Consider the following 24049-nt stretch of genomic DNA (forward strand, 5'->3'; position numbering starts at 1 on the left):
CGGCTCGACTGCTACGGGTTCTCAGGGGGTCACTGCTGGGGGGCGTACGGGCTCCGGCGGCTCATCCGGCCCGCCCGTCCTGTCCGTCCTGTCCGTCCCGTTCGTCCGACCGCCGGGACCCCGCGGACGATGTACGGGACGCCCGTACCGTACGCGTCACGATCAGCGCCAGTACCGCGAGGGTCAGCAGCAGTTGCAGCGGCAGGGCCACCGGCGCGAGCACCCGCTGGAACGCCCAGCCGCACACCACCAGCACCCACAGCGCCCCCCACTGGAACTCCTCGGGCATCCGCACCGTCCGGACCAGCGCCATCACGGCCACCAGCAGGAAGAACTGGCTCACCGTCGGCAGCCAGCGCAGGGCGCCCTCCGGGTCGGACCAGCCCGCCGCCGCGCCCAGGAAGCGGGCGAGGGTCTCGTACCACGCGCCCTCCACCGGTTCCGGTTCCCAGCCCAGGACCGCGGGCGCCGTGTGCAGGGCGGCGAAGGTCACCACGGTCGCCGCGGACAGCAGCCCGGTGCGCGGCCGCAGCAGCGACAACGCGGCGCTCTGCACCACGATCAGCAGCACCACCGCCGTGACCGTCACCGGCGGCAGCGCCTTCAGCAGCTCCTTGCCCGACAGTACGGCCGAAGCGGCCAGGTCGGGCGCGGACAGCAGCGGACCCCAGAACAGGGCCACCGCGAGCCCCAGCAGCACCCACAGCGCCAGCGCGATCCGCGATTCGTCCGGACCCGACGGCTGGTCGACGGGCACCGTCTCCTTCGGCTCGGGCGGTACGAAGACCGGGATGCCGAACGCGGGCGTCGCCGTGTCGTGCCCGCTCCACACATAGGCGGCCGAGCCGTACTCCTCCTCGTCCCGGGCCACCCGGTCCCGCCGCTCCGCGTCCCGGCGCGCCCAGTCGTCGCCGTACTCGGCCTTCTTCGCGGGCCCCCGGGCCACCAGCCGCGCCCACAGCTTCGAAGGCGCGGGCTCCTTGCCCGCCAGCGCCGCCCGCAGACCGGGCGCCACCACCACGGCCATGACCAGCATCGACAGCAGCATCGCCCAGCCCGCGCCGGAGATCCCGGCCGGGCCCAGCATCAGCGCGGCGCTCCCCAGGACCAGGGTGCACATCAGGCCCTGGACCACGGCGAGCATGCCGGTCCTGCCCTGGACCCGCAGCACCCCGATGTACAGCTCGACCGCGACCCGTGGCAGCGCGGCGGCGGCCAGCAGCCGCAGCACGGTCGTCCCGTTCTCCGCGTACGACGATCCGAACGGGGCCAGGATCAGCGGCGCGAACAGCACCAGCACCCCGACCACCGGGACCAGCAGCAGCGCCATCCGGCGGAGCGCGCCGCGCACCCCGGCGGCGAGGGTCTCGGGGCTGTGGGAGGCGTGGGCGGTGAGCGACGAGGCCATGTTGATGGCCATGAACTCCATCGTGCCGCCGACGGTGTACGCGATGTAGAAGTAGCCGTTGTGGGTGGCGTCGAAGCGGACGGCCACCATCACCGGCAGCAGGTTGATCATGGCCAGGGAGAAGAGCGCGCCGACCGAGTCGCCGGCGAGGAAGCGGGCGATCTCCCTGAGCCGGGGCGGTTCGCGGTTCCGGTCGGCGGCGGACTGCCGGGGGATCAGCTTCCGGAAGATCAGCCAGGCCAGCGGGGCGGTGGAGAAGGCGATCGCGGCGCCCCAGGAGACGAAGATCCCCAGCACCGGCAGGGCGGTCGCGAAGGCGGCGAGCAGCAGCAGCTTGCCGATGGAGAACACGGCGTTGCCGATGGGCACCCAGAACGCCTGGCGCAGCCCGGTGAGCACCCCGTCCTGGAGGGTCAGCAGGGCCCAGCCGACGCACGAGAGGACGAAGGCCACCCCGGGCCAGAGCCCGCCCAATGGCTCGTACGACTCGCCCCACAGGGGCAGGGTGAGCAGGAAGACGGTGGAGACGACGGTGACGACGATCGAGCTGATGAGGTACATCCGCCACACCAGCGGGCCGGTACGGCGACCGGCCCGGGGGACGTAGCGCACCACGGCGCCGATCATCGTCGTCGCGGTGACCGAGGCCAGCAGGCGCATCGCGGCGATGGCGGCCGAGCCCTCGCCGACGGCCTCCTTGGAGTAGTAGCGGGCGGCCACCAGCCAGAAGCCGAGGCCGAGCGCGGCCGATACGGCCGTCGAGAGCATCAGGGCATAGGCGTTGCGGAAGAGGGAGTCCCCGCCGCTCTCGTCGGCGCCGTCGCCGCCGGCCCCTTCGCCGCCTTCCTTGTCGGCGCCGGGGGCGGCCGGGCGGTGGTGCGGGGCGGCGACGGCGGCCGACCACGGGACCCTGCGGAGCATCATGGTGTCGGACGGGTCCGGCAGCTTGCGCAGCCGGGTGGTATCGGTGTCAGACACGCGGCTCGCCCGGGAAGGAACCCGGGGAGGCCGGAGTCCGTATCTGCATCGTGTGGTCTTCCAGCGCCAGATCGGCGGCCCGGATCTGCATGGTCGACTGCTCGTCGAAGCCGGGCGCGGCCGGTGCGCCGCCGGACGGCACTCCCACCGGTCCGCCGGTCGGCACGGTGAGGGGCCCGGGGGCGGCCGGGTGCTCCGGGGACGTACTGAACGCCTCCGTCGTCAGGGTCCGCGACGACGGCCGGCGCGTCTTGCGTCCGGTGCTCAGCGGGTGAGCGCCGGGTCTGCGCGGGGAGAACGGCGGCGCGGGCGCCACCCCCGCCCGGTCGAGGACTTCGAGGATCCGGTCGGCCTTCAGCGGATCGGCGGGCATGGCGTGCTTACCGAACCACTCGGCGGCCTCCGGCGTCCGGGAGTGCTCGGTGAAGGCGGCGGCGTACACGTCCAGCGGCGGGTCGTAGAGATAGCCGGTGGTGATCCGGTTGCGGTGCAGCAGATTCCGGGTCCCCTCCCGGTCCTCGACCAGCAGCGGTACCTGGAACAGCGGTTGTACGGGGCCGGGCCTGCGGATCGCCCACCGGGACGCCAGCAGCTTCTCGGTCCCCTCGCGATACGCCTCCAGCAGGGTGTCCAGTTCGGCGAGCATGCGTTCCGTCCGATTGAGCCGCCACGGCCCCGGCCGCATCCGGTAGTCGTGCATGTCCACCCGTACCCAGGTGTTGAACGGGGCCAGCGCCGGGGCGTGGTTCAGGGCCTCCACGAGCTGCGCGGCCCGTAGCGGCATCCGGATCTCCGGGCCCCGCTCCTCCATCCCGAGCAGCCGGACCACGGCCCACGCCAGTGACGTGAGGCGCAGCCCCCGTACGACGGACTCGATATACGGACGGATGCCGTACGCCAGCTCGGAGACCATGCTGCCCGGGGTGAGCAGCTCGTCCCTGGCCCGTTCGAGCGCGCGGCGCTGGGAGGGGTCGGCGATCGCGAGAATGCCGCCCGTGCGGGCGCCCAGGTGCTTGCCGAGGCTGAAGGTGGACGCCTCGCCGAATGTGCCGATGAGCCGACCGCCGACGGTGGTGCCGATCGCGTGGGCGCCGTCCTCGATGAGCGGGATGCCCATCAGATGGCAGCGGGAACGCAGCTCGGCGACCGGATCCGGATTGCCGTAGATATTGACCGTGAGGACGGCGGCCAGGCCCTCCCAGGTGGCGTCCGGGATGGCGTCCACATCGATGGAGCCGTCCTCGTGGTGGACCGGCGCCATGACCGGTTTCAGCCCGGCCGCGAGCACGACGAAGAAGATGACGTCGTCGTTGACGGGCGCCATCAGTACCCGGCCGCCCGGTTTCACCCAGTGCCTCAGTGCCAGGTACATGCCGATTCTGCACGACGGTACGTACAGACATTCGCGGCCCAGCCGGTCCCGCATCATCTCCTCGATCGCCGAGTAAGGCGACGAGGGCGATACGGACGACGGCCGACCCTCCCCTTGAGCCATTTCGTCCCCCCAAGAACCCGTCGCCAATGTGGACCACGCCGGTCGGCCGCGTCAATGACGGAAGCAGGGCCCGCTCCCGGGGGGAGGGGCCCTGCTTCCGTCATCGGCGGAGGCTTCGGCTCCGCGCCGCGTCACACCGTGGTCACCCCGGTGGTCACTCCTCCAGGGTGAGTCCCTTGCGCAGACGGACCAGGGTCCGGGAGAGCAGGCGGGAGACATGCATCTGGGAGATGCCCAGCTCCTCACCGATCTCCGACTGCGTCATGTTCGCGACGAAGCGCAGGGACAGGATTTTACGGTCCCTCGGCTGGAGCCCCGCGATCAGGGGCTTGAGGGACTCGATGTACTCGATGCCCTCCAGGCCGTGGTCCTCGTAACCGATCCGGTCCGCCAGCGCGCCCTCGCTGTCGTCCTCCTCGTGCTGGGCGTCGAGGGAGCTGGCCGTATAGGCGTTGCTCGCGGCCATGCCCTCGATGACCTCGTCACGGGAGAGCCCGAGGTGTTCGGCCAGTTCGGCGACCGTGGGGGAGCGGTCCAGCCGCTGGGCGAGCTCGTCACCGGCCTTGGCCAGGTCGAGCCGCAGCTCCTGAAGCCGGCGCGGGACCCGGACGGACCAGCTGGTGTCCCGGAAGAAGCGCTTGATCTCGCCGATGATGGTGGGCATCGCGAAGGTGGGGAACTCCACACCGCGAGCCAGCTCGAACCGGTCGATCGCCTTGATCAGGCCGATCGTGCCGACCTGGATGATGTCCTCCATCGGCTCGCTGCGGGAGCGGAACCGAGAGGCGGCGAACTTGACCAGCGCGAGGTTGAGTTCGACGAGGGTGTTGCGGACGTACGCGTGCTCGTGGGTCCCTTCCTCCAGCTCCTGGAGGCGGGCGAAGAGCGTCTTCGACAGGGCCCGCGCGTCGCGCGGCGCGACCTCGTCGAAGGGGACCTCGATGAGATCGAGGTCGGCGAGGGGATCCGGTGCCTCGGGCGCCGAGGCGCCCGCGACGACCGCGGCCCTCGGGTCGGGGACCTCGGGTACTGCTGTGGTCGCTGACGATTCCTGTGTCGACGTCGCGGTGGCGGGGGTTACCGATGCGTCGAGCCGGGGTGACATGCGTCTCCTCCATCGTTCTCGGCATAAGGCTGCCGAAGCCCAGTCATGAGCTGCGGTGAGCGGCGCCTCCAATGCCGGTCGTGGGACGGTCCCGTTGCGGTGTAGTACAAGCCCTACCCGGTTCTCCCCACTCGATGCAAATGTTAATTGCGCAGAATGTCCGCTTTGTTGGGGTGTCGAAGGGGGTGCCGCATGGCTCCGGAGCCCCCGGACGGCGTAAAGTTCGAGGCACATCACAGGTGTGAAGGGGCGTACATGGACCGCGGTACCGCCACGGGCGGCGTCAGTCAGGGCCGCCTCAGGGTCGAGGTCAGGAACGAGGGCCGCAGCGCGGTGCTCGCACCGGCGGGTGAGTTGGATCACCATACGGCCGAATTGCTGGCCCAGCCCCTCGACGAGGCGCTCGCCGACGGCAGGTCACGACTGGTCGTCGACTGCTCCGGGCTCGACTTCTGCGACTCCACCGGACTGAACGTCCTGCTGACGGCCCGGCTCAAAGCCGAGGCCGCCGGGGGCGGAGTCCATCTGGCCGCGATGCAACCCGTCGTGGCCCGGGTGCTGGAGATCACCGGCGCCGGCGCGGTCTTCACCGTGCACGAGACCCTCGAAGCGGCCCTGGACGGCTGAGCAGCGTCTTCCGTGCGAATCCGCGGACTTTTCCGCTCCTGGCATGGGTGAGTGTCGTCACCGATCAGCGGGGCAGGAGAGTTTCCACAGGACCCGCGCGGAGCGTGCGCCGTCGGGCACTCCGAGTCCAATAATCAGGCGATCCGGTGAATCGGTGAGGTGAAGCGCTGATGAGCACCACCCGGCCACAGGCGGGCGATCTCGGTCCCGAGCCGAGCGACGCCGGGGGCGAGACCCCCACCGCGCGGTACGACACGATCGTGCCGCGCGCGGCGGGCCGCCGCGCCGCGCCCGCGCACCCGGCGCGCCGCATCGCCCTGGCCGGCGCCAGCGGCATCGTCCCCCTCGCCAGAGACTTCACCCGCCAGGCGCTCTACGACTGGGGCTGGCTCCCGGCGGCCGGGGCGGACCGCCGGGCCGCCGCCGAGGACGTCCTCCTGGTCGTCTCCGAACTCGTCACCAACGCCTGCCTGCACGCCGACGGCCCCGACGAACTCCGCGTCTCCTGCGACGGCAAGGTCCTCCGCTTGGAAGTCACGGACGGCAGCACCGGCCACCCGGCCCCCCGCACCCCCCACCGCGCGGGCCGCCCCGGCGGCCACGGCATGTTCATCGTCCAACGCCTCTGCCTGGACTGGGGCGTAACGCGCGTACCGGGCGCGCCAGGGAAGACGGTCTGGGCCGAACTGGCGGCCCCCGCCTGATTTTTTTGTGGCTCGGTTCGCCTCCGGGGCGCTTAAGCCGTGTTCTTCAGTCGACCGTGCTCGACCGCTCGTTCCTCGCGGCCTGCGCGCGCTCTCCTTCCAGACCACGACGCGCCCCTTCGGCTCACTCGCCCTCCGGGGCGGGATTCTCCTGCCCCTCTTTCGTGTCGTCACTCGCCGAACTCCCGCCCGGGCGTGTCGCCACGGGGCATGGTGGCCGCAATCACGGCTCCGGCACTGGGAGGGCGGAACGATGGACGATCGGACGGGCGAGCGGACCGCGCGGGAATTCCTCGCGGACGAGCTCAGGGTGCGACGCGAGGCACATGAACTGACACAGCAGCAGTTGGGTGATGCCCTGTTCGTGTCCCGGACACAGGTGGCACATATGGAGCGCGGCGCGCGCCGGATGCTTCCTTTCATGGCCGAACAGGTGGACGAGATCTTCGGCACCGGGGAGTTGTTCCAACGCCTGGCGGCGGCGACCATCGGCAGGTCCGGGCATCCCAATTACTACACGGATGCCGTGGAGGCCGAGCAGACGGCGGAGTTCATCAGCCACTACGCGCCGACATTGGTTCCGGGCTTGCTTCAGATCGAGCCCTACGTCCACGCGCTGGCTTCCGCCGACGATCTGTTCACCGAGGCCGACGAAGTCGCGGCCACGGTACGGGCCAGGATTGCCCGAGCGGCGATCCTGCACCAGGACGATCCGGTACGGCTGTGGGTGGTCCTGCACGAAGCTGTGCTGCGCACGGAGATCGGCGGCCCGGAAGTGATGGCGGCGCAGCTCGGGCATATCGCGACCCTGGCCCGTGACCGTCAAGTCGTTGTCCAGGTGGTGTCGTTCTCCGAAGGTGCTCATCGCGCCATGAGCGGAATGGCGGCGATCTACGAGTTCACCGACGCGGCACCGATGGTCTACTGCGAGGGTCCGTTTACGGGGGTGTTGACCGACGATCCGGCAGTCGTGGTGGTGGCCCGAAGGGCCTACGATCTGGCGCGGGCCGTCGCGCTGCCGCCGGAGGCGTCCCTCACCCTGATCGAATCGGTGGCGAAGGAGTATGTGGAACGATGCGGCACCACCACATAGACATGACCTCCGTCGCTTGGCGGAAGAGCAGCTACAGCAACACCTCCGGCGGGGACTGCGTAGAGGTGGCCGACCAGTTCCCCGGTGTGGTCCCGGTCCGCGACTCGAAGGTCCCGGAGGGGCCCGTCGTGGTCGTCGGCGGAGACGCGTGGGGACGGTTCGTGGCGTCCCTGTAGACGTGCGGCGCTACGGGCCCCCGGCGACGGCCGGGGGCCCGTACGCGTCGTCCCCTGCACTCGGAGAAATGGCGGATACACCCTTTCCGGCTTCTCGCCAAAGTGCTCACGGGGTATGTCCCTCAAGGCCGTTCCCGGTTCGCCGGTGATCGTTCGTACATTCGATACAGGCGATCGCAGGTCATGGCGGTGACGGAGGCCGACGCGTACTCGGTGCCCCGGTGGTTCTGTTACTGCGGTGCCGTCAGGGGCCCGCCCCGAGGGTCGGCGGGGAACGGTTGTCGGACTCCTTCGCCGTCATCGCGGTCTGTGTTCTTGTGGCGAGTTCCCGGGCCACGAGAATTACCGGGGTCCGATGGGATCGACCTCCAAGGGGAACTCCATGGCACCTGCGGTCACTGCGGCATCGGGACACTCGTACCGGCTGAAGAACAAGCGGACCGGCCTCTATCTGACCAGCGCCGACTTCAGTCCGAGCAGCTATGCGACGATCTATCAGTCCGTGGCGAGCGGTCAGGGCCGACTGGCTCAGACCTGGAACGTCCTGAGCCTGGACAATGGCGAGTACCTGATCGAGCAGAAGGTCGGCGGAACGATCCTGACGCCGGACAACTACTCCAGCGGCGGCGTTCGGGTCAACCTCGACAATCCGCAGAACGGCTCGGACGTCAACGTCCGCAACAGTCAGATCTGGATCTTACGGGCCGAGGGAACCGGCTATACGATCAGCAACAAACACGGGGGACTTTTCCTGACCCCCGACAACTGCGGTGTCAACGGCAACGGTCAGGTCAACAAGTTCTACCGGGCATCGGGCGCCGACGGGGAATCCCAGATCTGGGAGCTGGAACGCGAAGCCACCTATTCCCGGATCGTCAACACCCCGACCGGACCGACCAGTAACAACGTCGGCCCCGTCCCGTCGCCCACCGGCTACTCCCGGCCCAATCCTGACGCCACCCCCCAGGTTCTCGTCGGCACCACCCTCCTGCCGTCCCCGCTGGTGTCCGACCCGGCCCTCGGCCAGGCACGCAAGGCACAGGAGAGCCCTTACTACCTCCTCAAGCGGTATGGCTTCTACAAGATCGTCTACTTCTACGACCACAGCGGTCAGGTGAACAAGAAGGAGTCCCAGAGCGTCACCGTCGGGCTCTCCACCACCAACGCCCGGGAAGTCGAGACCACCACCGGCATCTCCGTCACAGCCGAGACCGGAGTGCAGTACAAGGGCTTCTCCGCATCCCTCAGCACCACGGTCAGCTACCAGTTGCGCACCCGTGTCGCCACCGAGAGCACCCAGTCCAGTAACCGTACGGTCACGGTCGAGCGGGAGTACCCCGCGAACGGCCGACGTTTGGCCCAGAGCATCTGGTTCCGGGCCGACCGCTACGTCCTGGAGCGGACCGATGGAAGCAAAGTCCTGGAATGGGAGACCACGACGGACCAGGACACGGTGGACAGCGTCTACCCCGCCGCGACCGGCTGACCATGCACCCTGTCGATGTCCGTGCCACCGCGTGGCGGAAGAGCAGCTACAGCAACACCGAGGGCGGTAGCTGCGTAGAAGTGTCCGACCAGTTCCCCGGTGTGGTCCCAGTACGCGACTCGAAGGTCCCGGAGGGGCCCGTGGTAGTGGTCGGCGGGGATGCGTGGGGACGGTTTGTGGCGTCCCTGTAGACGTCTGCAAGACGTGTGGCCCCGGCGACGGCCGGGGCCCGCGTGCGTCTGCCTCAGTACAGCGCCCTGAACCTCTCATCCAGGTCGGCGACGCGTTCGGCTCGGCGGCCCATCAGATAGACCTTGGTGTGGGTCCGCTGCACTTCGTGCACCAGCTCGAAGCCTTGGGTCTCGTTGTACTTCACCAACTCGGGGTAGTGGCAGCCACGGCGAACCCATGTGCGCCCTTCTCGCGCTGCCCTGTCCACCGCCCAGAGCGCCATCGCGGTCCCTGGCTTCCGGTCCCGGCAAGCAGGGTCGGTGACTGTCGAGTACAGGTAATACGCCGCCTCATTCAACTCGTCCTGCGTCCAGCCCCACGGAGGGGTCTGTTCCTGGACGGTGGTGCACCCGATGATCCCCCCGTCGCCATCTGCGAGAACCCACACATCACCATCAGGATTCTCCGCCTGCCGTGCGAGATCGGACGCGCTTTCCCGCCAGCTCGGAAGTCCGCGCTCTTCCAGCCAGTCGGAGCGGGCGAGGATCATCTCTTCGACGGCGGGAATGTCATCGGCCGTGGCCGGACGCATGGCGAACACCGTGTCTCCTGAGGGTTGCAAGGGACTAGAGGAAGGATTGAGCGGCGAAGTGTAGGTCAAGGACTTCGAGCAGTTGCGCGTCCCGGTCCTCGCGATACTGCCCTTCGGCCAGTTGCCGGACAGCCGCTTGAAGGCCGTTGGGGTCCACCAGCTTCTCGTCGAAGAGCGGCGAGCCATCGTGGAGCATCTTGGCGAACAGGGGGCGTGCGATGTTGGTGAGGGTGTGTTGAACAACCTCCGCAAAAGACTCCCGTTCTCGGGATTCGGTGACATCCGGGCTCAACCCGAGGGATGCCAACTGTCGCCGTTGAAGCTGTTTCAGCTCACGCCAGTGCATGGGTAACCATTCGCCGAGTTGCACCATGCCTGGATCGGCGAACGGATGCACCGGCCAGACTCCTGCCCGCATGAGTACGGGTGCTGTGGTCTCCAACGAGAGCAAGGTCATCGAGTTGACGGCGGCAGGGGGAGCAATGCCGTCGTCGGCGAACTCCAGCGCGGCGCGAGCTCGGTCTCCGATCCAGGGCAAGCCATCGCTGAGCTCGCCCATGGACTTGTGCGGATACTCGGCTTGAGACAGGGCTACCATCTCGTCTCCGCCGAGGCCGGTTACCACCACACGGGCACCATGGTCGGCCAGGCCCTCGGTCAGTTTGGCGAACGGCCGGTGGAGAGGTTCCTCGTACGGGCTGATCCTTTCGCCCCTGATCCGGGCGCACTCCTGCGAGAGCGGCGCGTGCTCCAGGGCATCGATCAGGTAGTCCGACTCCGCGAACGGCAGCGCCTTGATGATCTCCGAGCGCCGTCGGATCTGGTGGGCCCGCCCTGGGCCGGCGATCAGAAGAGCCGCTGTCGCGAAGCGACCCGGGTACCGCTGGGCGAGGCGGGTTGCCACGGTGCCGGAGTCGAATCCGCCCGTGAGGTGGAGAACGGTCTCCACGCAGTCGATCGGACGGAGATCAAGGGCATCGTCCATGGCCTCCACGAACGCCCCGAGGACATCGGCATCAGGGGCCAGTTCGCGCGGCCCGCCGTGCAGTACCGGCTCGGGGTAGTGCAGGTAGAGGTGGCTGCCGTAGATGGCCGTCGCGCGCTCGGTCACGCGGTGAATGCCCCGGAATACCGTCTCGGTGCTGTATCGGGGCCGGTAGATCAGCAGTCGTGCGACTTCACGAGAGCTGAGGCCGACGCTGTACTCGGCAAGGTCAGCCATGTTCCACGACCCGTACAGGCTCGTACGATCGTGCGCGACGTAGAGCGGCGCGACACCTCCGGGGCCCGTGCTGACACGGCACGGGTCGCCAGGGGCGGTTTCCACAAGTACGTAGTCCGTGGGCCATTGCTCCGTCAGAGTGCGCGCCTCTTCGAGCTCGCGAGAAGTGACGCTGCGGAGCGCGGGTTCGTGTGCCTCCCGGCATGCGACACGCTCACGCACAACGAGAAGTGTGCGGGTACCGTCTGTCACAGCAATGTTTTCGATCAATGGGTGATCGTATGGAACGATCTCGCTCGTCCTGTCGGCGGTGACGTATGTGCGCCCGTTCCACTCCCATGCCGTGCTCGCATATGGCGTGAGACGTAACTTGATCACGCTTGGTGTCCCTTCGGATGGGCCCGAGGGGCGCGGGATTCAGTCCCCTCGGGCGTTGAAACCGAACGGTTCAGACGGCGGTTGTGTCGTACGTCTTGGCGGCGTCCGACGAACCCGAGACCTTCTTGTACTCGTGCGTCTCGGCTGGCGATTGCACCCGCCGCTGAGCTTTGGTCGTGAACAACCTCTCGAAGCGGCGAACGCGCTTCGGCGGGGGCATGAACTCCTTCACGCTGTCCCTCCTTGAGCTCTGCCGATGCCGAGGAACTCCCGGCACTGGCTGTCCTCGTCCAGTATCCGAGGGTGGGAGCCCTCGGTTACCCGACTTGTGTACTCCGATCAGCGCAGTCGCGGCACACTCTCAACAGAACGAAGGACATTCCGGCGGTTTTGTCATGGGAATCTGAACGCTTGGGCGAGTCGGTGGAACAAGCATTCGGGTGTTTGAGCGATGCCACGTACCTCGGCGCAATCACTGATGCGCAGTTCGGCACTGAGCTTGAGAGCTCGAAGCTGCCGCTACCGCGAAGGCCGGCGCAGTTCCGACTCGATGAGGTCCGCCGCGCGCTTCGTGCCGCCCTCTGCCGTCGAGGCCGTTGCCAGGTGGGCCGAGCGGGTGGCGACCTCAGGGTCGGAGGTCAGGTCCAGCAGGGCCGAGCGGAGGGCTTCCGGGGTGGCGTCGGCGGGGTCGAGGCGGCGGGCTACACCCAGGTCCACCAGGCGGTCGGCGTTCATTTCCTGTTCGGAGGTGCGGGGGACGGCGATCATGGGGACGCCCGCCAGCAGGCCCTCGCCGCAGCCGCCCATGCCGGCGTGGGTGACGAAGGCGTCCGCCTGCTTCAGGATCGACCGCTGCGGGACCCAGTCGTGGACCTCGACATTGCCGGGGATCCCGCCCAGGTCCGCCGGGTCGGTGTACTTGCCGATCTGGAGGATCACCCGCCAGCCCGGCAGATCGCCGAAGGCGGTGAGACAGTCGCGGTAGAACTCCGGGTGCCGGGTGTCGGCCGAACCCAAGGAGATCAGCAGGACGTTCTCCGCGTCCGCCGGACGGGTCCACGTACCGGTGTCGGTGCTGGCCGAGAGGGCGAAACAGGGGCCGACGAAGGTCACCCGGCCGGTGTCGACCCGGTCCGCGTGCGGCTGCATCGACCGGGTGATCAGGGCCAGGGCCCGGGGGGCGCGGCCGGCGAAGTCGTCCATGTCGGTGGTGGTCGCCCCGGAACCGGCCAGCCAGCGTGTGAACTTCGCCCGGTACGCGTCGGCGCCCGGCAGCGCCCACAACTGCGCCGCGACCTCCTCCTCGTACCCCTCCCACGCCACATACGTGGGCGAGAGCTGGACGAGGGGCCGGTTCTGCGACTCGGCGATTGCGCGGGCGGTGTACGCGCCGATGTCGTACAGATACACGTCGGCCGGGTCGCGGTCGTACACGGCACGCAGCTGGGGCAGGACCCGCACGGCGTCGTCGAGGAAGAGCGTCATCGCCGCGATCGGGTCCTCGGGCCAGTCGTTGTCCGCGACCGGCAGCCCGGAGGAGAAGGGCACGAACTCCGCGCCGGTGGGCTCGATCAGACGGGCCACCGCCGGATCGTTGGCGTACGTTACCCGGTGGCCCCGGGCCACCAACTCGCGGATGATCTCCAGACTCGGCAGGACATGGCTGACGGCGGGGATACCGACCATCGCGATATGGGCGGGGCGACCGGACGACATGGGAGCACTCGCTTCGGGGTGGGGGGAGGAACGGCGACCCTAACAAAGGGGTCCGCCCCGGCGCACCGGCTTTCCCGCCGGGCCGGACGCTGCCCCCGGGCCGTAAATCGAGGCCCCCGTGCCTTCCCAATTGATGGCCCCGGCCCGCGGGCAAGGCCGGTGGACCACCCTCGATTACTGCGTCTCCCTGGTCAGACGCATCCGAGTGTGCGGATGAGCCAGCCGGCCTCGCGCCACTGGTCGGTGTTCAGGGTGCCGCGGGCGTCGATGATCTTTGGGCTGGCGGTGCGGGTGGCGACCTGCTCGGGGTCGAGGTGAGAGAACTGGTGCCATTCGGTGAGGTGCAGGACCAGGTCGGCGTCCTCGGCCGCCGCGACGGGGTCTTCGGCGTAGTCGAGTTCGGGGTGGAGTTTGCGGGCGTTGTCGAGGGCCCGGGGATCGGTAACAGTGACGCAGGCGCCGAGTTCATGGAGTTTTTGGGCGACGGCCAGGGAGGGTGAATCGCGGATGTCGTCGGTCTCGGGCTTGAAGGCTGCACCCCAGATAGTGATCCGCTTGCCGCGCAGGTCGGAGCCGATTTCTTCATGAGTGAGGTCGATGACGTGTTGGCGGCGGCGAGTGTTGACGTCGTCGGCTTCGCGGAGGATACCGACGGCGTCCGCGGCGTCGAGTTCTTCGGCGCGGGCAATGAAGCCGCGGAGGTCCTTGGGGAGGCAGCCACCGCCGAAGCCGAGTCCGGGGCGCATGCCGTTGCGGCCGATGCGATGGTCGTGGCCGAGGATGTCGGCGAGTGCGGTGACGTCGGCGCCGGACTTCTCACAGACCTCGGCCATCGCGTTGATGAACGAGATCTTGGTAGCGAGGAAGGAATTCGCGGCACCCTTGGCGAGCTCGGCGGTGGGCCAGTCGGTGACGATCGTTGTGGTGCCGGAATCGATGATCCTTGCGAATGCCTGCCGCAGCAGGCTCTCGGCCCAGGAGTGGGCGCTCCGAAAGCCGAGAACGAGGCGATCGGGGCGCAGGGTGTCGTCGATGGCGAAGGACTCGCGGAGGAACTCGGGGTTCCAGGCGACCTCGACGAGGTCGCCCGCGGGGGCGGCGGTCTGGAGGAACTCGGCGAGGCGGGGTGCGGTGCCCACCGGGACAGTCGACTTGACCGCGATCACGGCCGGGGTACTCAGGTGCGGGGCGAGCTTGAGGGCGGCGTCGAAGAGGTGGGAGAGGTCATAGCTTGCGCTGCCGGGCTGCTGCGGGGTGCCGACGCCGATGAAGTGCAGGTCTGCGAAGGCGGCGGCCTCCTGATAGGAGGTGGTGAACTTCAGGCGGCCGGTGGCGGTGTGCTTGGTGAGGAGGCCATCGAGGTCGCGTTCGAAAAACGGCGCCCTGCCCGAAGCCAGGACGGCGACTTTGTCGATGTCGGAGTCCATACCGAGGACCTCGTGGCCGAGCTCGGCCATGCAGGCCGCGTGGGTGGCACCGAGGTAGCCACAGCCGATGACGGTCATCTTCATGAGAGGTGTGTCCCTTGGGGTGGGGGCCGCCGCGGGCGGCTCCCAACCTTGCCCGTCCGGACGGGCGGTGCGATCAGGAGGGCCGGGCGGCCGGATGGCGTTGATCCCGGCCCGGATGAAAGGGGGGATCGTGAAGATGTCGAGGTACTCGGGGACGAAGATGGAGCTCGGCTCCTACTCTTCGTCGAGCTTCGGGATGTTTGCGCCGGCCGGGCTCCGAGGGGCGGAGCCGCGGAACAGGATCCAGCGGGTGGGCCGGGTGGTGCCGGGTGAGTTGCCTGACGTGGCGCCGGGGCACCCGGGGCGTCGGCCAGTGGTCCCACAGGTGGAGCAGGAGCGATTCGCGGCCGTCGGTGATGATCGCGAAGGCCCCATGGGTGGCGGCCGACTCCTGGCCGGCGGGAGCATCGGAGTGCATCCGGCGACCGTAGTAGTAAGGGGGGTGGAGATCACGCTGCGGCCCTCGCCGTCTGGTCGGTAAACCAGGCGGCTGCCATGAGGGCTTGCATCCGGGTCCGGTCGAACCGGCCGCCGGGCTTGAGCCCCCCTTCGAGGAGGGGGCGGAACGCCGGGGGCGCCTCGGCCAGGGCCGCGTTGATCCGTTCGTCGGCCCAGCTCGTGAGGTGCCCATTGAGCCAGCTCGGTACGGGGGAGGCGAAGCCGAGCTTGTCCCGACTCGCCCACACCTCCTTCGGTAGCCCCAGGGCCTTTGCGGCGTCCCGAAGGATTCGCTTGCCCTGGGCCGGATCCGTGATCTTGTAGTGGGTCGGTAGTCGGTAGGACAGCTCAACCAAATCCCGGGCGAGGTAGGGGGACCGGCGTTCCAGCGCGTAGGCGGAGGCGAGCTTGTCGCTGGTCATCACCAGCGGACGCCAGGCCGTCGCGAGGTCGGTGAGGGTCAGGCCGCGGGCGAGGTCCCCGCCGGCCCGGTCGAACGCGTCGGCGACGAGCTCGCGGACGCGTCCTTGAGGGTCGGGGCCACGAAGGATGAGCCGGGTGACGGCCTCCACCGCGTCCAGCGGCCCGTCGGCGGCGTGCATGAGCTTGGCGGCCAGCGGCCGGTAGGCTTCCATCCCGGCGGCCAGGACGGCGTCGGGCCCGAACAGGAGCAGGGCCTGGCGGACGTAGCCCATCAGGAACTCGTGGGGCCCCAGGCCGCCGATCACGACGCGGAGGCCGAGGCCGGAGACCTCACGGTAGGCCATGTGCTCGGAGAAGGTGCTGGCGTTGCCCATCGGGTAGTCCAGGGCCCGCATCATGTGGGGCAGGGCGGTGGTGAAGTCGATGTGGTCCGGCTCGACCACGATCAGCTCGGCCCCGATATCCCGGGCGATCACGGCGGCGGCGGAGGACTCGTCCAGGCGGTCCTGGTCCCGGTAGCGGACCGTCACGCAGACCGGCGGGCGCATCAGATAGGCCAGCAGCGCCGAGTCCAGGCCGCCCGAGAGAAGCAGCGCGAAGTCGCAGGTCGGAATCCTGAGCGGGACCTGCTCGGCCAGGATCGTGGAGAATCTGGCCAGGGCCTCGTCGTACGTGCCGGTGAAGGGGGCCCGGTTCTCCAGATGCCACCAGGTCATATGGTCGATCGAGCCGGTGGTGGTGTCAAAGGTCAGCAGTGTGGCCGGGGCCAGCAGTTGGATCCCCTGAAACGGGGTGTCGACCCCGGTCGGGGTCTCGATCGCGGTGACCTCCGGCCGTAGGACCAACGGGGCTTGGCCGTAGCGGATAAGGGTGGTGACCTCGGAGGCGAACGCGAGCCGACCGCCGTCGAGCCGCCAGTAGAGGGGCTTCTCGCCCAGGCGGTCGCGGGCCAGGAACAGCTTCGCGGTCCTCGGGTCGTAGAGGGCCAGGGCGAACATGCCGTCCAGGCCGTCCAGGCAGGACGGCCCGATCTTCGCCCAGGCTCGCAGCAGGAAGTGGGCGTCCGACTCCCGCTCCGAGATTTCGATACCCCAGGCGGTTGCTTGCTGACGCCAGTTGTAGATCTCTCCGTTGAAGGCCAGCAGCAGCCCGGTGGGCCGGTCGAGGTAGGGGCCCGGCATGGCCTGCGGGTCGACGATCAGGAGGGTGTTCATGGCCAGCACCGCCCGCCCGTCACGGGTGGCGGCGTCCATGGTGCCGTCGGGGCCGCGGTAGTGCTGCATGGCGCCCATCGCGGCGATCGTCTTCTCGTGCCGGACAGCGTCGCCTCCGGCCAGTCCTGCGATTCCGCACATCTGGTTCACCCCCGAGCGTGAAGTCGTCGTGTCTGGCGGTGATCGCCGCCGGGGGTTCCTTCCTGGTGTCCCCGGCCGCGGTATGTGCCCTCATCACACCGGTAGGCCCGGGGCGGGGGGAGGGCTCGCAAGGGGGCTCACGACTCGCGAACCAGGTTCACCCAGGGTCCGCAAGGCAATACTCTCAGTGCCTCAAGGTGTGGGGAGCCGGACCGGATTCCCACATCCGGCCGGAGTGTGCACGACTGAGAATTGCCAGTCGAACGCAGCCCGCCGCATGGCGTTTCCTCGTCAGCAGACCCCTTGCTGACCTGGTGGAAAAGGGGGTTCGGGTGGCGTCGACCAGCCGTCGGAAGCGACCGCCGAACGCGGATCTGGCCCGGCTCATCGAGACCTGCGGCGCGAGCCACAAGTCCCTGGCCCTGCGGGTCAACCAGCTCGCGAAGCACGCGGGGACGGAGACGGACTATTCGCATACCTCCGTCGCGAACTGGTGCCGACGGGGCATGATCCCCAGGTGGCCGATGCCGACGTTTCTCGCGCAGGCCCTCGGGGAACGGCTCGGGCGACCCGTGGCTTTGTCCGAGATCGGTATGGGTGATGCGGAGACACCGGACGCCGATGTGGGGTTGGATTTCCCGCGGGACCGTGCTGATGCGGTCCGAGTGGCCACCTCGTTCTGGAGCTTTGTGAACCGCCGCGACTTCCTGACCGGATCCGGCTTCGCCGTGTCCGCGTTCAGCACCCCCGTGACCCGCTGGCTGGTTACTCCGGCCGACGAGGCCGCCGATCTCGTCGGCGGCAAGCGGGTCGGTAAGGCCGACCTGGACGAGCTCAGGGACGCGGCCGACGAGGCCCGCCGCTGGGACTCCAAATATGGCGGCGGGAATTGGAAGGCCAACTCCGTCACCGCCTGCCTGCAAGGGCGGGCCGCACCGCTGCTGCGGGGCTCCTTCTCCGACGATGTCGGCCGGGACCTGTTCTCCGTCACTGCCGAGTTGTCCCGGCTCGCGGGCTGGACTGCCTTCGACGTCGGCCAGCACGATGTGGCTCAAAGGCACTTCATCCAGGCCCTCCGTCTGGCCCGCGCGGGCGGGGACGTCCAGCTCGGCTGTTACGTGCTGACCACCATGGCCATGCAGTCGTTGCTGCGGGGTTTCGGCTCCGAGGCCGTGGATATGGCCCAGGGCGCCTTCGAACGATCGAAGGGCCGTGCCGCCCCACGGGTGCTGGCGTTCAACAAACTGATCGAGGCCCGTGCCCATGCCCGCGAGAGGGATGCCAGGGCTGCTTCACGGGCCCTCGCAGCCTCCGAGGGCCTTCTGTGCCAAGCAGACGCCGCCGACGGCTCAGAGCCGACCTGGATCGACTTTTATCACCACGCGAGGCTGTCGGCGGACGCCGCCGAGGTCTTCCGCGACCTGAAGAACCCCAAGGCGGCACTCGCCTGGAACCAGCGGGCCGCCGCGATGCCGTCCGGCGTGTACACCCGCTCCGTCGGCATGCGACTCGCGATCGTGGGGACCGCCCACCTCCAGGCCCGCGACCTCGACCAAGGTCTCGACTTGGCCAACCGCTCCGTCGACATCCTCGCCCGCGTCCAGTCCTCCCGGGCCAAGGACTACGTCCGCGAGTTCAACGCCGCTCTCGCCCCCTGGCGCCGCGAGCCCGCCGTCCGCGAATTCATTCACCGCACCCGCGCCGAACTCGGTGCGGCTGCCTGAGCGCGTCTTCTCGTGGTGCCGCCAGGCTCGGGGAAATTCCCGCCGGGCCGGGTACGGGGCACGGGCCGTAAATCGGCGTCTCCTGTCTCTTCCTTAGTGGTGGTGCCGGGCGTACCTTGGCCGCCGATCTGATGTCCCGTCAGTAATGGTGGAAGGGGTACCGGGTGACGTACCGGACACGGACGGCTCTCGCGGCCGTCGCGATGGCGGGCCCGGTGGTGTTGCTCACCGCCCCCGCCGCGCAGGCGGCCGTCGTGGATGTCAACTACCGCTGCACCACGCCCATCGGTACCAAGAGCGCCGTCTCGCCGGTCGATGTGACCGCCGAGAAGAGCGGCGGCGGGTACCGCGTCACGATGTCCTTTGAGAAGGGCGTCTCCTCCAGCCCCATCGAACTGGGCAAGGGCGCGATGAACCCGAGCGCCGTGCTGAAGCTCGGCGGGGCCGACTCCGGGCAGGTCGCCGTCAAGGGCAGCCCCAACCCGCAGGCCGTGCCCGCCAACACACCCATCAAGATCGGCACATTGACGGGGACGTACACACCGAAGAAGACCGGGAAGGTCACCTTCACCGCCGGGACGCTCACCATCAAGGCGCTGGGGACGACGACCACCTGTCAGCCCACCAACAATCCGAATCCGGCCCTCGAACTCGCCGTCACGGCGGCCGGTGGCGGTGGCACGAGTGACACGGGAGGCGCCGGGGACAAGGGGGGTTCGTCGGCCGCCGGGGGCGACGAGCTGCCCAAGACCGGGCCGCTGGACTCCGCCGTCGCGCTCGCCACCCTGGGCGGCACCGTGTTGCTGAGCGGGGCGGCCGGGGTGCTGTGGCTGACCCGGCGCGGCGCGCGGCGCGCCACCGGCTGAGCCGTGACCGTACGTCCGCGCCACGCCGTACTCGCGGGTCTGGCGGTCCTGCTGCTGGGCGCCCCCGGCACGCCCGCGTCCGCCGAAGTGCCGGGCCCGTCCGGCGGCTGGACGCTGCGGCCCGTCGCCGGGGCCGACGCCGGACGGCCCTACGTGTACGCGGAGGGCGCGCCCGGCACCGTACTGGAGGACCGGCTGGCCGTGACCAATCCCGGGGCCGCGCCCCTGACCGTACGACTGGCCGCCGAAGGACCCGGCAGTACGGGCGACTGGGTCGCCTTCGCGGCCGCCACCGTGACCGTCCCGCCCCGCACCCGCGCCGACGTCCCCTTCACCGTCACCCTCCCCGGCGGTACGCCCCCCGGGCGGCGGACGGCCGCCGTCACCGCCACCGCGCCCGGCCGCGAAGGGCGGCGGGCGAGCGTCCCGGTCCATCTGCGGATCACCGGGCCCTCGGTGGCCGCGCTCTCCGTCGAGGACGTCACCACCGACGGCACCACCGTCCGCTACACCCTCGTCAACCGGGGCAATACGGTCCTGCGGCCCCGGGTGGAGATCCACGGCGACGGGGTCCTGGGCACCGCGTTCCGGCGGGCCGTACGCGACGTCCCGGCCGAACTCCTCCCCGGCCGCCGGGCCACCGGCACCGACCGCTGGGGCGACGCGCCGTTCCTCGACACGGTCGACATCCGCGTCACGGCGACCGCCGGGCCCGGGGTGCGTAACGACGCCTCCGCGTCCGCGTCGTTCGTGCCCTGGCCGTGGCTCGTCGCCTCCACCGCCGTTCCCGGCGGGGCGGCGTTCCTCCTCGTACGACGCGCCCGCCGCCGGTCGCGCGACGCGGAACCGTCCCGTACGGAACAGCCGATGCCGAAGAAGGCGGGGGCACGGTGACGACGGAGCGGCCCCGTACCCACGCGATGATCGCCGCCTTGCTGATGGCGCTGTGCGCCGTGCTTCCGGGGGCCGCCGCCGCGTCGGCCGCGCCCGCCGACCGCGACGAGCCGGTGGTGACGCTCTCCGCGCCCCGGGCGGAGAAGGGCGCCGAGATCACCGTCGGCGGCACCGGCTGGCGGCCCTCGACCCTGCTCACCCTCCTCGTCTGCGGCCAGAACATGATCGGCGGGACCAACTCCTGCGCCAACGCCGAGGGCCGCGCGGTCACCACCGACGCCCGGGGCGGCTTCACCCGGAAACTGACCGTCACCGCGCCGCCGAAGCCCTGCCCCTGTGTGGTGCACGTGGCCACCGTCACCGGTGAACGGGCCGCCGTCGCCGCCGAACTGGCCGTCGCCGGGCATCCCACCGCCCCGCTGCCCGAGCGGACCGGCACCGGCACCGGCAGGCTCGCCGTGCTGGCCACCACCCGGCTCGAAGGGGACTCCGGCGTCCTGGTGTTCTTCGGCGCCCCGCCCTCGCGACGGCTCGCCTTCACCATCGGCAACCTCGGTACGACCCCGGTGAAGGACCCCGTCTTCGAAGTCGGCACCGCCCACGGGGTGTACGCGCCCCAATGGGAGGAGCGGCAGTGGCGCGGCACCATCCCACCGGGCGGCAAGGCGCTGGTCCGGCTGCCCGTCGAACTCGCCGCCGGGGCGCACGGCGACTACGAGGTCTCCGTCCGGTACGGCGAGAAGGTGATCGCGTCCCAGCCGTGGCGGGTGGGACGGCCCTGGGGTGTCACGCTCTTCTGGGTCCTGCTGGCCGTCGTCGTACCCGCCGCCCTGTTCCGGATCGGGATGGCGGTCGTCGACCGCTTCCGACCGGCGGCAACGACAACGGCGGCGGGGGCACCGGCACCGCGCGCCGGACGTCACCGGGCCGCCGTCCCTGCCGTGTTCCGCCGTATCCGGGACCGGGACCGCGGCCGGGACCGGGATCCCGAGCCGGACCCCGCCCCCGCGCCGGCCCCGGCCCCGGCCGCCCTGCCGTGGTTCGCCCCCGACTCCGCACCGCCCAGTACCCGACCCATGACGAAGGGACAACCGTGAGCAACCGACGGAGGATGAGCGCGGCCGGTGTCGCGCTGATGCTCGGCGGCGCGGGGCTCGTGCTGGCCGCGGGCCCCGCCGAAGCCGCCGAGGTGGCGTACGCGACGGAGTGCGTCCCGCCCCCGATCTCGGGGCTGCCACCGGTCCAGGGCACCACGAAGGCGCTGATCACCGCGCCCGCGGAGGCGAAGGTCGGGGACGAGGTGGAGATCGTCTGGAAGACGGTCCAGGCCGCGTCGAAAAACCCCGACGTGCTCGATCTCGCCGCGGATACCGTGAAACCGACCGGCACCCTCGAACTCGGCGGCGCCGCCACCGGCACGCTGAACGTCGAAGGGCCCAGGAAGAACCCCGCCATCCCCAAGAACAGTCCGATGGTGCTCTCCGATATGAAGGGCAAGCTCAAGCTGGAGAAGGCGGGGGAGATCACCCTGACCCCCGGCAAGTACGCGATCAACGTCTCGCGGCCGATCTCCACGGACACCAAGTGCGCGCCGAAGGAGGCCGTGGCGGTAGCGGCGAAGATCAAGGTCACGGAAGGTGGTGGTGGCACGACCGGCGGCACGAATGCGGGCGGCACCACGACGACCGGTGGTACGAACGCGGGCGGCACCACGACGACCGGTGGTACGACCACGAACGGCGGTACGACCACCACCGGTGGGAGCGGCGCGGGCGGCAGCACCACGACCTCCGGCGGATCCACCGGCGGCAACGGCGGGCAGACCGACTTCCCGGGCAAGACCGTCCAGCTCACCTACGCCTGTACGTCACCGGGCCCAGCCGCCATCAAGACCCCCATCACCATCAACGCCGCCAAGTCCGGCGGGGACTACGCCCTCACCGTCAAGACCGGCGCGTCCGTGATGAACAGCCCCGCCGCCCTTCCCGCCGGAGCCATGAAGGGCTCCATGGACATCGTGCTCGGCGGCGCTGACAAGGGCACCGTCAAGGCCGTGGGGCAGCCCAACAAGGACCCGATCGAGGCCGGAAAGCCCGTCGGCATCGGCGATCTGAAGGGGATGTACAAACCCGGCGCGACCGGCAAGTCGACGCTCAGCCCCGGAAAGCTGACGATCGACGTCACCCTCGGCGGCCAGAAGATCGTCATCCCGTGCACGGTCAAGGGCGCGGCCCCGGTCTCCCTCGAACTCGACACCGCGAAGCAGGACGGCGGCGCGAGCGGCGGCGGTGACACGGGCTCGGCCGACGCGGCGGGCGGCGCATCGGGCGGCGGGGACTCCGCCACCGGCGGCGGGCTGGCCGACACCGGAGCCACCGGCAACGGCACCCTGCACGCCCTCGCGCTCGTCGCCGGGACCGTACTCCTGGTCGGCGGCGCCGTCTTCACCTTCACCCCCTGGGCAAGGCTGCGCGGCGGCGGCCGGTAGCGGGTCCGCCGGGTCGCCGTCGTCGCGTGACGACGGCGACCCGCGCGGTCAGGCGCCCGGCTTCGGCCCCGGCCCCGGCTTCGGTTCCTGCGTCGGGGGCGCGTACGGCGTGAACGTCACATCGCAGGCCGCCGTCCGTACGTCCGGCGTCAGCGTCAGCGGGATCGACAAGGTGCCGGTGAAGTACTCCTCCGTCGGCACCTTGCATATTCGGTGACACATGGCCGGGTTCGTGCTGGTGAGGAACGTACAGCGGGTGATCCGCAGTTCGTGCTTCCCCGTCCGCTCCATCGGGCCGACCAGCCAGCGGAACAGCCGGGGGGTCAGCAGCGCGAGGATCCGGGTCGCCGTCCGGGGGTAGCGGCGGGCGAACCTGCCCATCCCCCGGACCGTGCGCGGACCCCCCATGAAGTCGATGTACGACGCCGCTATCGTCCGCGCCAGTTCGCGGTCGTCCGTGATGTGCCGGTCCTCGTGGAACGTCGCGTCGATGAACTCCTCCCAGCCGGTGTGCGGGGAGTGATAGCCGAGGTGACGTCTTCGGATGGTGTTGAACTTCTTCAGGAACAGGGAGTCGATCACGGTCGTGGTGCCCCCTCGCAGTCGGGTTCAGCCGTTGCCGCTGAGCCTCTCCTTCACCGCGGGCCACTCGGCCCGCAGGACGCTGTAGTACACGGCGTCACGGCGCCGCCCGCCCGGCATGTAGTTGAAGGAGCGCAGCACGCCCTCCTCCGTCGCCCCGATGTTCCGGAGCCCCTTCCGGGCCTGCTCGTTGAGGATGTCGGTCTTGAACTCCACCCGCTCCGCGCCCAGCCGCTCGAAGGCGTGCTCCAGCAGCAGATACTTCACCTGGCGGTTGACGCCCTTGCCCCGGAAGTCGCGGCCCAGCCAGGACCAGCCGATCTCCAGCCGGGCGTCGGCCTCCGCCAGGTTTCCGTAGCACATACTGCCCGCGATCCGGCCGGACGCCTTGTCGGTGACGACGAAGACGATCCGCCGCCCGGCGGCCGTGTCGTCGAGCGCCGCGTCGAAAAAGACCTTGAAGTCCCGCTCGTCGGAGACGGCGGCCACGAAGTACCGCCAGATGTCCGGGTCCATCGCCACGGCCCGTACGCCCTCGCGGTCGGCCTCGGTGACGGGGTGCAGTCTGACGTGCTCGTTCTCCAGAACGGCCGGCGCCTGTTCTGCCCAGCTCATGG

22 protein-coding genes are annotated in these 24049 nt (G+C 69.7%); 11 read left to right on the top strand and 11 right to left on the bottom strand.

Annotated features, from left to right (window positions below):
- Positions 1–61: 61 nt before the first annotated feature.
- The 3 genes from ACFXG1_RS22890 to ACFXG1_RS22900 form a co-directional block, all read right to left on the bottom strand.
- Positions 62–2332: a lipopolysaccharide biosynthesis protein gene (locus tag ACFXG1_RS22890; RefSeq protein WP_384711391.1), complete on the bottom strand. Its 2271-nt coding sequence runs from the start codon at positions 2330–2332 to the stop codon at positions 62–64.
- Positions 2333–2378: 46 nt separating this feature from the next.
- Complete coding sequence (locus ACFXG1_RS22895; RefSeq protein ID WP_384711371.1) at positions 2379–3881, bottom strand: DegT/DnrJ/EryC1/StrS family aminotransferase; 1503 nt, start codon at positions 3879–3881, stop codon at positions 2379–2381.
- 154 nt (positions 3882–4035) lie between these two features.
- A complete protein-coding gene (locus tag ACFXG1_RS22900) occupies positions 4036–4986 on the bottom strand; it encodes an RNA polymerase sigma factor SigF (protein ID WP_384711368.1) in 951 nt (316 codons plus the stop codon).
- A gap of 255 nt (positions 4987–5241) precedes the next feature.
- Between ACFXG1_RS22900 and ACFXG1_RS22905 the strand changes: the two genes are divergently transcribed.
- The 6 genes from ACFXG1_RS22905 (at position 5242) to ACFXG1_RS22930 (ending at position 9263) form a co-directional block, all read left to right on the top strand.
- The gene (locus ACFXG1_RS22905) at positions 5242–5613 is read left to right on the top strand and encodes an STAS domain-containing protein (protein ID WP_384711365.1); all 372 of its coding nucleotides are present in this window, start codon (positions 5242–5244) and stop codon (positions 5611–5613) included.
- Between the two features lie 170 nt (positions 5614–5783).
- Positions 5784–6317, top strand: a complete 534-nt coding sequence (locus tag ACFXG1_RS22910; RefSeq protein WP_384711362.1) for an ATP-binding protein — start codon at positions 5784–5786, stop codon at positions 6315–6317.
- A gap of 253 nt (positions 6318–6570) precedes the next feature.
- Complete coding sequence (locus ACFXG1_RS22915) at positions 6571–7410, top strand: Scr1 family TA system antitoxin-like transcriptional regulator (RefSeq protein ID WP_384710780.1); 840 nt, start codon at positions 6571–6573, stop codon at positions 7408–7410.
- Between the two features lie 2 nt (positions 7411–7412).
- A complete protein-coding gene (locus tag ACFXG1_RS22920; RefSeq protein WP_384710777.1) occupies positions 7413–7586 on the top strand; it encodes a DUF397 domain-containing protein in 174 nt (57 codons plus the stop codon).
- Between the two features lie 382 nt (positions 7587–7968).
- Positions 7969–9072: a hypothetical protein gene (locus tag ACFXG1_RS22925; protein ID WP_384710774.1), complete on the top strand. Its 1104-nt coding sequence runs from the start codon at positions 7969–7971 to the stop codon at positions 9070–9072.
- Between the two features lie 2 nt (positions 9073–9074).
- On the top strand, positions 9075–9263 hold the full coding sequence (locus ACFXG1_RS22930) for a DUF397 domain-containing protein (protein ID WP_384744330.1): 189 nt from the start codon (positions 9075–9077) through the stop codon (positions 9261–9263).
- Between the two features lie 53 nt (positions 9264–9316).
- On the opposite strand, the gene ACFXG1_RS22935 is transcribed toward ACFXG1_RS22930, so the two are convergent.
- The 6 genes from ACFXG1_RS22935 to ACFXG1_RS22960 form a co-directional block, all read right to left on the bottom strand.
- Positions 9317–9835: a GNAT family N-acetyltransferase gene (locus ACFXG1_RS22935; protein ID WP_384710789.1), complete on the bottom strand. Its 519-nt coding sequence runs from the start codon at positions 9833–9835 to the stop codon at positions 9317–9319.
- Between the two features lie 34 nt (positions 9836–9869).
- Complete coding sequence (locus tag ACFXG1_RS22940) at positions 9870–11435, bottom strand: asparagine synthase-related protein (protein WP_384710768.1); 1566 nt, start codon at positions 11433–11435, stop codon at positions 9870–9872.
- A 70-nt stretch (positions 11436–11505) separates the two neighbouring features.
- Positions 11506–11667 carry a hypothetical protein gene (locus ACFXG1_RS22945; protein ID WP_384710765.1) on the bottom strand — a complete coding sequence of 54 codons (162 nt, stop codon included), beginning with the start codon at positions 11665–11667 and terminating at the stop codon, positions 11506–11508.
- Positions 11668–11954: 287 nt separating this feature from the next.
- Complete coding sequence (locus ACFXG1_RS22950) at positions 11955–13151, bottom strand: macrolide family glycosyltransferase (RefSeq protein WP_384710761.1); 1197 nt, start codon at positions 13149–13151, stop codon at positions 11955–11957.
- A 191-nt stretch (positions 13152–13342) separates the two neighbouring features.
- On the bottom strand, positions 13343–14662 hold the full coding sequence (locus ACFXG1_RS22955) for a UDP-glucose dehydrogenase family protein (protein WP_384710758.1): 1320 nt from the start codon (positions 14660–14662) through the stop codon (positions 13343–13345).
- A gap of 449 nt (positions 14663–15111) precedes the next feature.
- Positions 15112–16878, bottom strand: coding sequence for an asparagine synthetase B family protein (locus ACFXG1_RS22960; RefSeq protein WP_384710755.1), 1767 nt, complete (start codon positions 16876–16878; stop codon positions 15112–15114).
- A 332-nt stretch (positions 16879–17210) separates the two neighbouring features.
- On the opposite strand from ACFXG1_RS22960, the gene ACFXG1_RS22965 reads away from it, so the two are divergent.
- From ACFXG1_RS22965 to ACFXG1_RS22985, 5 genes are all read left to right on the top strand, one after another.
- Complete coding sequence (locus ACFXG1_RS22965; protein ID WP_384710752.1) at positions 17211–18602, top strand: sporulation protein; 1392 nt, start codon at positions 17211–17213, stop codon at positions 18600–18602.
- A 203-nt stretch (positions 18603–18805) separates the two neighbouring features.
- Positions 18806–19468, top strand: a complete 663-nt coding sequence (locus ACFXG1_RS22970; protein ID WP_384710786.1) for a peptidase — start codon at positions 18806–18808, stop codon at positions 19466–19468.
- Between the two features lie 3 nt (positions 19469–19471).
- On the top strand, positions 19472–20362 hold the full coding sequence (locus tag ACFXG1_RS22975; protein ID WP_384710749.1) for a hypothetical protein: 891 nt from the start codon (positions 19472–19474) through the stop codon (positions 20360–20362).
- A gap of 26 nt (positions 20363–20388) precedes the next feature.
- On the top strand, positions 20389–21459 hold the full coding sequence (locus tag ACFXG1_RS22980; protein ID WP_384744344.1) for a neocarzinostatin apoprotein domain-containing protein: 1071 nt from the start codon (positions 20389–20391) through the stop codon (positions 21457–21459).
- 14 nt (positions 21460–21473) lie between these two features.
- Positions 21474–22850 (top strand): hypothetical protein, encoded by a 1377-nt coding sequence (locus ACFXG1_RS22985; protein ID WP_384723906.1) that lies wholly within the window; start codon positions 21474–21476, stop codon positions 22848–22850.
- Between the two features lie 48 nt (positions 22851–22898).
- On the opposite strand, the gene ACFXG1_RS22990 is transcribed toward ACFXG1_RS22985, so the two are convergent.
- Positions 22899–23432, bottom strand: a complete 534-nt coding sequence (locus ACFXG1_RS22990) for a beta-carotene isomerase domain-containing protein (protein ID WP_384713660.1) — start codon at positions 23430–23432, stop codon at positions 22899–22901.
- A 27-nt stretch (positions 23433–23459) separates the two neighbouring features.
- Positions 23460–24047, bottom strand: a complete 588-nt coding sequence (locus ACFXG1_RS22995; RefSeq protein WP_384713663.1) for a GNAT family N-acetyltransferase — start codon at positions 24045–24047, stop codon at positions 23460–23462.
- Positions 24048–24049 lie beyond the last annotated feature (2 nt).

It is taken from the genome of Streptomyces sp. NPDC059248 (genome assembly GCF_042753905.1).
In the GTDB taxonomy this organism is placed as follows: Bacteria; Actinomycetota; Actinomycetes; order Streptomycetales; family Streptomycetaceae; genus Streptomyces.